We start from the raw sequence: 9,747 nt of genomic DNA on the forward strand, positions 1-9,747 counted from the left end.
ACATAATTGATGAACGAAAACACTGATGTTATGAAAAACTTGTTCTTGCCCGTCTTTTTAATTGCAGGCAGCTTGTTCGCAAGTTGCACTTCTGCTGTGTTTAAACCGATTCCTTCTGCGAATCCTTGGGATGACAATTATTTATCCGTAGCTAAAATGGAAAATTACCGCCAGTGGGGAACATATAATGTGCACGACCCGTCCTGCCGCAAGCTGGGCGACTATTATTATATGTATTCTACTGACGCTATTTTCGGTGAAAACCAGAAGGAAGCCAAAGAAAAAGAAGTTCCCTTGGGATATATCCAGATGCGCCGTTCCAAAGATCTGGTACATTGGGAATTTCTGGGATGGGCTTTTCCCGAGATACCCGAAGAAGCTGTCCGGTGGGTACAGGCTCACGCGGGCGGACATGGAGCTACAAATATCTGGGCTCCCTATATCATCCCCTACAAGGACAAATATCGTCTGTACTATTGCGTATCCGCATTCGGGCGTAAGGCTTCCTATATCGGGCTTGCTGAATCCGTTTCTCCCGAAGGGCCGTGGACGCAAGTGGGTTGTACCGTAAAGACAGATGATTCCACTGCTATGAATGCCATCGACCCAAGTGTCATAGTAGACGAGGTCACCGGAAAATGGTGGATGCATTATGGCTCTTTCTTCGGCGGATTATACTGTGTAGAATTGAACCCTGAAACTGGATTGCCTCTGAAAAACGGAGACTTGGGGCATCTTGTAGCACGTCGTGCCAATTACAGGAAAGACAACCTCGAAGCACCGGAAATAATTTACAACCCTGATTTGAAACAATACTATCTGTTCACTTCTTATGACCCGTTGATGACAACCTATAATGTACGTGTCAGCCGTTCGGACGCCGCTGAGGGGCCGTTTGTCGATTATTCGGGAAAGGCGGTGAAAGATACGACCAATAATTTCCCGATATTGACCGCTCCCTATCGTTTTGAGAATCATCAAGGATGGGCGGGTACAGCGCATTGCGGAGTTTTCTCCGATGGTGAAGGAAACTATTTCATGGCTCACCAAGGGCGTCTTTCTCCGCAAAACCAGTTGATGGTATTGCATATTCGCCAGTTGTTCTTTACACCGGACGGATGGCCGGTCGTTTCTCCCGAAAGATATGCAGGGACAGTTCCCCGTAAATTCACCGAAGCGGACTTGGCAGGAGAGTGGGAGATCATCCGTGTGCAGGAACCAAAGTACGAACGCCAGTTGGAAGCCGGACAAATCCTTTGGGGCGAAGGTGAATTGAAAGACGGTGAGTGGAATCTCTCAACCCGTATCAGTTTATTAAAGGATGGAACCTGCAAAGGGGAGATGACGGATGATGAATGGAAAATTGTGCAAATGAATGGAAACTGGTCCTTTTTGACCGAAAAACACCTGTTAATAGTAAAATTTGGCAAAGAGGAAATTAATAATCTGATTATCTTTGCAGGACATGATTGGGAGAATGAAACAGAAACCATTCTCTTTACCGGGCTCGATAGTCAGGGACGTTCTGTCTGGGGAAAAAGAATCAAATAAACCATATATAATTTTTTATTGAAAACCATGAGAAGATACACAGAAATCTTGGCTGCATTAGCCATCTCTGCCGGAATGGCACTTCATGCGCAAACCAATGAAATGGTGATACAAACCAAGAAGTTGGGAGCTGAAATTCAACCTACCATGTACGGACTCTTTCTTGAGGACATCAACTATGCTGCCGACGGGGGGCTTTATGCTGAATTGGTCAAGAACCGTTCATTCGAGTTTCCCCAACACTTGATGGGCTGGAATACCTATGGAAAAGTGTCATTGATGGACGACGGCCCTTTCGAACGCAATCCTCATTATGTACGCCTTTCCGACCCGGGACACGCGCATAAGCATACCGGACTTGATAACGAAGGCTTTTTCGGTATCGGTGTTAAGAAAGGAGAGGAGTATCGTTTTTCCGTTTGGGCACGCCTGCCACAGGGAAGTGCGAAAGAAACATTGCGGATTGAACTCGTAGATACCAAATCAATGGGCGAACGTCAGGCTTTTGCCACACAGAATCTTACCATTGATTCAAAAGAATGGAAAAAATATCAGGTTATCCTGAAACCGGGAGTAACCAATCCTAAATCTACGCTTCGCATTTTTCTTACTTCCAAAGGAACTGTAGATTTGGAACACATTTCTCTTTTCCCGGTAGATACTTGGAAAGGACATGAAAACGGACTCCGTAAAGACCTTGCACAGGCTTTGGCGGATATTCATCCGGGAGTCTTCCGTTTTCCCGGCGGCTGTATTGTAGAAGGTACCGACCTGGAAACCCGCTATGACTGGAAGAAGTCAGTGGGTCCCGTGGAAAACCGTCCTTTGAACGAAAACCGTTGGCAATATACTTTTACCCACCGTTTCTTCCCGGATTATTATCAAAGCTACGGGCTTGGATTCTATGAATACTTTCTTTTGTCGGAAGAAATGGGTGCAGAACCTCTTCCAATTCTGAATTGCGGTTTGTCTTGCCAATATCAGAATGACGACCTGAAAGCTCACGTAGCAGTCTGCGATTTGGACAGCTATATTCAGGACGCACTTGACCTGATTGAATTTGCCAATGGCGATGTTAATACGACTTGGGGAAAAGTGCGTGCAGATATGGGGCATCCTGCTCCTTTCAATCTGAAATTTATCGGTATCGGTAACGAACAATGGGGTAAAGAATATCCCGAACGTCTCGAGCCGTTTATCAAAGCTATCCGTAAGGTATATCCCGATGTGAAGATTGTAGGCAGCTCCGGTCCTAATTCCGAAGGTAAGGAATTCGATTACCTGTGGCCCGAAATGAAACGCCTGAAAGCCGATTTGGTGGACGAACACTTCTATCGTCCCGAAAGCTGGTTCTTAGCCCAAGGTGCACGTTATGACAACTACGACCGTAAAGGTCCGAAAGTCTTTGCCGGTGAATATGCCTGCCACGGAAAAGGAAAGAAATGGAACCATTTCAATGCCGCTTTGCTCGAAGCTGCTTTCATGACTGGATTGGAACGTAATGCTGACATCGTTCACATGGCCACTTATGCTCCGCTTTTCGCTCATGTGGAAGGTTGGCAGTGGCGTCCGGACATGATTTGGTTTGATAACCTGAATTCCGTACGTACCGTAAGCTACTATGTGCAGCAACTGTATGCACAGAACAAAGGGACGAATGTACTTCCGCTTACCATGGACAAGAAAAGCGTGACAGGTGCCGAAGGACAGAACGGGCTCTTTGCCAGTGCCGTATATGATAAGAATAAGAATGAACTGATTGTAAAGGTTGCCAACACTTCGAATACTGCCCAACCTATTTCGTTGAACTTCGCAGGATTGAAGAAACAAGACGTATTATCGAATGGCCGTTGTATCAAGCTTCGCTCACTTGATTTGGACAAAGATAATACGCTTGAACAACCTTTTGCCATTACTCCGCAAGAGACTCCGGTATCTATTGAAGGGCATGTGTTTACAGCCGAGTTGGAACCGAATACATTTACTGTTTATAAATTCACGAAGAAATGATAAATAAGAGTAGATTCATAGTTCTCTCATTTGCACTGACAGCCTTTTCCGGACTGTCAGCGCAGAATGACACTACTTTTATTGCCAATGGCAATCCCGTCATTCAATATAAATATACGGCGGATCCGGGAGCCATGGTACATGATGGGAAAGTATATATCTACGCCGGACACGATGAATGTCCGCCCCCCAAAGAACATTATCTGATGAATGAATGGTGTGTCTTTTCCTCTCCCGACATGAAAACATGGACGGAACATCCTGTTCCTTTAAAAGCCAAGGATTTCAGTTGGGCAAAAGGTGAGGCGTGGGCAAGCCAAGTGATTGAACGTGACGGCAAGTTTTATTGGTATGTAACGGTAGAACACAATACGATTCCCGGTAAATCTATCGGTGTAGCCGTTTCTGATTCTCCGACAGGTCCTTTTGCAGATGCCCGCGGTTCGGCATTGATCACCAATGACATGACCACCGAATATACCAAAATTCGGTGGGATGATATTGATCCGACAGTTTTTATTGACGATGACGGTCAGGCGTATCTTTATTGGGGAAACACCCAATGCTACTATGCCAGACTGAAAAAGAACATGATCGAATTGGACGGTCCGATTATCCCGGTTAGTCTTCCTCGTTTTACGGAAGCTCCTTGGATTCATAAACGTGGAGACTGGTATTATCTCTCGTATGCTTCCGGATTTCCAGAAAAGATTTGCTATGCAATGAGCCGTAGCATTACAGGACCTTGGGAATATAAAGGTATCCTGAATGAAATTGCGGGTAACTCCAATACTAACCACCAGGCCATCATCGAATTTAAGGGAGACTGGTATTTCATTTATCACAATGGCGGCATTAATACGGCTGGTGGCAGTTTCCGTCGCTCCGTTTGCATCGACCGTTTGTATTACAATGAAGACGGCACAATGAAGAGAATACAGATGACGACAGAAGGCGTACAGTAAAAGAATAATAAGATTGGAGTTAGTTAAATCAGTAGATAATAGGTTTTGTTAATTGAGAAGAAGGGCGGCTACCGTGATGGGAAGCCGCCCCTCTTAGTTATTTAATCTTGAATAATTTCTTATTCCAATCTACGAGAACCGTCGCCGATTACTACATCATATACTTTCGGGCTTCTGCCGAATTTAGCTTTGAAAGCAGCTTTTGTCTTTTCAACGAAGTTATCGTACAATTCGTCTTTAACAAGGTTGATAGTACAACCACCGAAGCCACCACCCATTACACGTGAACCGGTTACACCGTATTCTTTAGCGCAGTCATTCAGGAAGTCGAGTTCTTCGCAGCTTACTTCGTACAGCTTGCTCATGCCGTGATGAGTTTCATACATTTTCTGACCGACAGTTTCGTAATCATCCTTTTCCAATGCCTCGCAAACATCGAGTACACGTTGGATTTCTTCGATTACATATTCTGCACGCATATAGTCTTCAGCGCTGATATCAGCTTTCGCTTCTTCCAGCATAGCCATCGTACAGTCGCGCAGGAATTCTACGTGCGGATGTTTTTTCTGGATAGCGGCAACAGCAGCTTCACAGCTTTGGCGACGCTTGTTGTAAGCGGAAGAAGCTAATTCGTGTTTCACAACAGAATCCATCAGCACCAGGCGATAGCCTTCCGGATGGAATGGGAAATACTGATACTCCAGTGAACGGCAATCCAAACGGATCAAGCTGCCTGCTTTACCGAACACAGAAGCAAACTGGTCCATGATACCGCAGTTCACGCCGCAGTAGTTGTGTTCTGTTGCCTGGCCCACTTTAGCCAATTCGAATTTATCTATTTTGTTTTCACCGAACAGTTCGTTCAATGCGAAAGCATACGTACTTTCCAAAGCAGCAGAAGAAGACATACCTGCACCCAGAGGTACATCACCTGCAAAAGCAGTATTGAATCCCTTCACGTCAACGCCACGTTTAATCATTTCACGGCATACACCGAAAATATATCTTGCCCAGCTGGCACGTGGAGCATCCTCTTCGTTCAGGCCAAATTCCACATAGTCTTTCAAGTCGATAGAGTAAGCTCTCACTTTGTCAGTTCCGTTCGGTTTGATTTCAGCAATCATGCCTTTGTCCACTGCTCCCGGAAATACGAATCCACCGTTGTAGTCAGTGTGTTCGCCGATCAGGTTGATACGACCCGGAGAAGCATATAAAAATCCGGTAGTTCCGTCAAAGTGTTTAATGAATCGACTTCTTACGTATTCTGTATCCATGATATTAATAGTTTAAAGGTGAATAATTTATATATGATTATTCCACAGGAATATCTTTGTTGACATTTTTGCAACCGATTTTGCTATAATATAAAATATAGACCAACATAGCGATAATCAGCCAGTAGCTTGTGATCGGGTTGGTTGCTTTTGCTATGAAGTCTTGAATCAATGGCATGATACCACCACCGACTACCATCATCATGAATAAGCCGGACGCAGCAGCCGTATACTTGCCCAGTCCTTCTACGGCAAGGTTGAAGATACCGCCCCACATAACAGAAGTGGAAAGTCCGCATACTGCAATAAGGAAACATTTCATTGGAATTTCATTTCCTTTGAATTCTACAGTGACTGTTTCAGGCATCAGGATAGCAATCAGCAACATGATAATGGCAAACAAGGAAACGGCAGTCATTTGTGCAGTAGTTGAAATTTTTCCGCTGATGATACTGCTGGAAGCACGTCCGATAAGCATCAGGAACCAGTAACTGGCAGCCAATGTACCACCTATGGCTGCTGAGCCTTCGAATCCTAGGTTCGTGATATAGAAGTTTAGCTGTGCCGGTATACCGATTTCTACGCCCACATAGAAGAAAATAGCAATAACGCCCAGCAGACAGTGACGGAAAGCCAATGGACTGTGTTCGAACTTCTTGTTTCCTGTGTTAGCTTGCGGTTCGGGGATGGCAACAAATGAAATGATGACGAATGACAGAATGAATATACCGATACCGATAAACAAAAGAGGAGCTACATTGCTCATGCTTGTTTCAGCGGTAACTTGCCCAATCAATACACCTACCAATAGCGGCGTCAATGTTCCGGTCAGTGAGTTCAAGGTACCCCCGATTTGAATCAACTGGTTTCCTTTGTTTCCACCACCGCCTAAGAGGTTCAACATCGGGTTTACTACGGTGTTCAACATACATACACAGAAACCGCAGATGAATGCCCCCAACAGATAGATAATAAGGTTCAGAGCAACGATTTGACCATCATAAGTGAACGTTTCGATGTCTGCGCCGAAAATACTGGAAAGATATTGTACAATCAATCCGATAGCACCTACTGCCAAGGCGCTCAAAGCAGTCTTCTTATACCCGTATTTAACGAGCATTTTACCTGCGGGAATACCCATAAACAGGTAAGCCGCAAAGTTCATCATGTTTCCCATCATGGCAGCCCAACTATATTGGAATCCCCAGATATTACCGAATGGAGCGGCCATGTTAGTAACAAAGGAAATCATCGCAAAAATAAAGCACATTGTGATAATAGCGATGAGATTACCACTCTTTTTTTCTTGTGTCATGGTTCAAAAAAATGTTAGTTTATAAAATTAGGTTAGTTGTTTTTCAAATCTTATTCTTCCACAGTAAACTTGTAAACAGTGATCTGTTGGTATTCATCACCCGGCAGCAAAGTAGCCGATGGGAAATGCGGTTTGTTTGGGGTATCCGGGAAGCACTGTGCTTCAAAGCAGATAGCACTTCTTGCAGGGAATGTAGCCCCGTGTGCGCCTTCAAATCCATTCAGCCAGTTGCCGGTATAAAGTTGTACACCGGCTTCGGTGGTGTACACTTCCATGATACGTCCGCTTTCCGGGTCTTTGCAGGTAGCAGCAAGGTCGAGCGAACCGTTTTCTATCTTGTTCAGTACATAGCAGTGGTCGTAGCCGGCACCGAAAATCAGTTGCTGGAATTTGTCATTGATACGTTCGCCTACGGTATGCGGAGTGCGGAAATCCATCGGAGTGCCTTCTACTTTGGCAATTTCTCCAGTCGGGATGGAAACTTCGTCGATGGGCGTATAGAAATCAGCGTTGATAGTGACAATGTGGTTGTTGACGGTAGGAGTAGGGTTGGCGATGCCGGCGAGGTTAAAGAAACCATGGTTAGTCAGATTAACCACTGTGGCTTTGTCTGTTGTAGCACGGTATTCGATAGTCAGTGCGTTTACTTCGTTTTCCAGACGGTAAGTCATTTCTACTTCCAGGTTGCCGGGGAATCCTTCTTCGCCATCGGCAGAAACATAGTTGAATTGCACTGTGCTCTCGTCAAGTTGTATAGCGTCCCATACACGAGCGTGGAAACCGGTAGGTCCTCCATGCAAGGAATTAGGACCGTTGTTGATGGTGAGTTCATGTTCTTCGCCGAACAATGTGAATTTTCCTTTGGCGATACGGTTGCCATAGCGTCCGATGGTCGTGCTCAGGAAAGGTTCCGGACTGTTGATGACGTGGTCGATACTGTCGTGACCGAGGATTACATTGGCATACTTACCGTTTTTGTCCGGTACCATGATAGAAAGAATGGCGCATCCGTAATTGGTTACAGCTACTTCCATTCCCTTTGTGTTTTTGAGGATAAATAAATCGGTTTTCTTATCATTTATATCCTTTTGGAAATCTTTCCGGCTGAGCCCTGATAGATTCCCTTCTGTTGGGAATGTGTTATTCATGTTTGGTATTATTAAAAATTTCCTGCAAATAAAGGGAAATTCTTTCTTTCTCACAAATTATTCCGACTAAATATAACAGGTACTTTAGGAAAGTTTAGCTTTATTACTTCATCTTCTTTCGGATACAAAAGCAAAAGATTATTTCTTAAATGAATTTTCATTCTCCTTTTCTTTAAAACTAAACTATTTTTTGTATGTTTGCTCCCGGATTGTAACAATCCGAGCGAATTTAATCTAAGTTTATAACAAGAAAAACTAAAATGTATCCATTAAAATTCGAACCTATTCTGAAGCAGACGCTTTGGGGGGGCGACAAAATTATTCCATTCAAGCATTTGAACTCAGACTTGAAAGGAGTAGGAGAAAGCTGGGAGATTTCCGGTGTTGAGGACAATGAATCCGTAGTGGCTAATGGCCCGGATAAAGGTTTAACCTTAGCCGATATGGTAAGAAAGTATCGTGAGGAACTGGTTGGTGAAGCGAATTATGCCCGTTTCGGCAACAAATTTCCGTTGCTCATTAAGTTCATCGATGCCAAACAGGATTTGTCAATCCAGGTACACCCAACAGATGAGTTGGCGAAGAAACGCCATAATTCGATGGGAAAAACCGAGATGTGGTATGTGGTAGATGCCGATAAAGGAGCTAAATTGCGTTCAGGATTCTCTGAACAGATTACCCCGAAAGAATATAAAGAACGCGTGTTGAACAATACGATTACCGACGTATTGCAAGAGTATGAAATCCATCCGGGTGATGTGTTTTTCCTTCCTGCCGGGCGTGTGCACAGTATCGGAGCCGGGGCGTTCATTGCCGAGATTCAACAGACTTCTGATATAACGTACCGTATCTACGACTTCAACCGCAAGGACGCGAACGGCAAAACTCGTGAACTTCACACTGATTTAGCTCGTGAGGCTATCAATTACGAAGTATTGGATGACTACCGCACTAAATACGATGCAGTGAAGGATGAACCGGTAGAATTGGTGGCCTGTCCTTACTTTACGACTTCTCTGTATGACATGACCGAAGAAATCAGTTGCGATTACTCGGAACTTGACTCGTTTGTGATTTTTATCTGCATGGAAGGTGCATGCAAAATGAGAGATAACGAAGGACATGAATTGACTGTTAGTGCCGGAGAATCTATTTTGTTGCCTGCAACTACGCAAGACATCATAATCACTCCTGAAGGAGGAAATGTGAAATTGTTGGAGACATACGTGTAAAATTTAATATGCGTATAGTTAAGATCATCCGACTTTGTTCCGTTATAAATGGCGGGCAAAGCCGGATGACTTTTTGTTGTATGTAATGGAATGATTAATGATGTATTATAGAGCTTTAGGGAAACGAAAGAGTAAAGCATCGCTTTATGTCTGCTAAAGCTATGCTTTACGATAGGGGGCTGACTAAAAAGCCCCCCTCATCTTTTTCCTCAATTTAAATAATAGTCCACACAATAAAAAGTCTCCCTTTCT

General features: G+C 44.2%; 7 protein-coding genes. 4 read left to right on the forward strand and 3 right to left on the reverse strand.

The annotated features are described in order from the left end of the window. The first annotated feature begins 9 nt into the window (after nucleotides 1-9). The 3 genes from NSB03_RS07125 to NSB03_RS07135 are packed head-to-tail and all read left to right on the forward strand — an operon-like array spanning nucleotide 10 to nucleotide 4,526. A complete protein-coding gene (locus NSB03_RS07125) occupies nucleotides 10-1,551 on the forward strand; it encodes an arabinan endo-1,5-alpha-L-arabinosidase (RefSeq protein ID WP_024986652.1) in 1,542 nt (513 codons plus the stop codon). 27 nt (nucleotides 1,552-1,578) lie between these two features. After that, nucleotides 1,579-3,561 carry an alpha-L-arabinofuranosidase family protein gene (locus NSB03_RS07130; RefSeq protein ID WP_024986653.1) on the forward strand — a complete coding sequence of 661 codons (1,983 nt, stop codon included), beginning with the start codon at nucleotides 1,579-1,581 and terminating at the stop codon, nucleotides 3,559-3,561. Further along, a complete protein-coding gene (locus NSB03_RS07135; protein WP_024986654.1) occupies nucleotides 3,558-4,526 on the forward strand; it encodes a glycoside hydrolase family 43 protein in 969 nt (322 codons plus the stop codon). Before NSB03_RS07130 ends, NSB03_RS07135 begins: the two co-directional genes overlap by 4 nt. 119 nt (nucleotides 4,527-4,645) lie before the next feature. Here the strand turns inward: NSB03_RS07135 and galK are convergent, their stop codons facing one another. From galK to NSB03_RS07150, 3 genes are read right to left on the reverse strand one after another with little or no spacing between them, the layout of a single operon-like run. Then, complete coding sequence (galK, locus tag NSB03_RS07140; protein WP_024986655.1) at nucleotides 4,646-5,800, reverse strand: galactokinase; 1,155 nt, start codon at nucleotides 5,798-5,800, stop codon at nucleotides 4,646-4,648. Nucleotides 5,801-5,837: 37 nt separating this feature from the next. Further along, on the reverse strand, nucleotides 5,838-7,115 hold the full coding sequence (locus NSB03_RS07145; RefSeq protein WP_121765251.1) for an MFS transporter: 1,278 nt from the start codon (nucleotides 7,113-7,115) through the stop codon (nucleotides 5,838-5,840). A 50-nt stretch (nucleotides 7,116-7,165) separates the two neighbouring features. Beyond that, nucleotides 7,166-8,263, reverse strand: a complete 1,098-nt coding sequence (locus NSB03_RS07150) for an aldose epimerase family protein (protein ID WP_135039460.1) — start codon at nucleotides 8,261-8,263, stop codon at nucleotides 7,166-7,168. 260 nt (nucleotides 8,264-8,523) lie between these two features. Between NSB03_RS07150 and NSB03_RS07155 the strand changes: the two genes are divergently transcribed. Beyond that, nucleotides 8,524-9,495 (forward strand): type I phosphomannose isomerase catalytic subunit, encoded by a 972-nt coding sequence (locus NSB03_RS07155; protein WP_136013396.1) that lies wholly within the window; start codon nucleotides 8,524-8,526, stop codon nucleotides 9,493-9,495. The last annotated feature ends 252 nt before the right edge of the window (nucleotides 9,496-9,747 follow it).

This window comes from Bacteroides acidifaciens (genome assembly GCF_024623065.1).
Taxonomy (GTDB): Bacteria; Bacteroidota; Bacteroidia; order Bacteroidales; family Bacteroidaceae; genus Bacteroides; species Bacteroides acidifaciens.

Bases quoted from the DNA above. Each gene is read 5' to 3' on its own strand.
- NSB03_RS07125 (WP_024986652.1), top strand. From the start codon at position 10: ATGAACGAAAACACTGATGTTATGAAAAACTTGTTCTTGCCCGTCTTT.
- NSB03_RS07130 (WP_024986653.1), top strand. From the start codon at position 1,579: ATGAGAAGATACACAGAAATCTTGGCTGCATTAGCCATCTCTGCCGGA.
- NSB03_RS07135 (WP_024986654.1), top strand. From the start codon at position 3,558: ATGATAAATAAGAGTAGATTCATAGTTCTCTCATTTGCACTGACAGCC.
- galK (WP_024986655.1), bottom strand. From the start codon at position 5,800: ATGGATACAGAATACGTAAGAAGTCGATTCATTAAACACTTTGACGGA.
- NSB03_RS07145 (WP_121765251.1), bottom strand. From the start codon at position 7,115: ATGACACAAGAAAAAAAGAGTGGTAATCTCATCGCTATTATCACAATG.
- NSB03_RS07150 (WP_135039460.1), bottom strand. From the start codon at position 8,263: ATGAATAACACATTCCCAACAGAAGGGAATCTATCAGGGCTCAGCCGG.
- NSB03_RS07155 (WP_136013396.1), top strand. From the start codon at position 8,524: ATGTATCCATTAAAATTCGAACCTATTCTGAAGCAGACGCTTTGGGGG.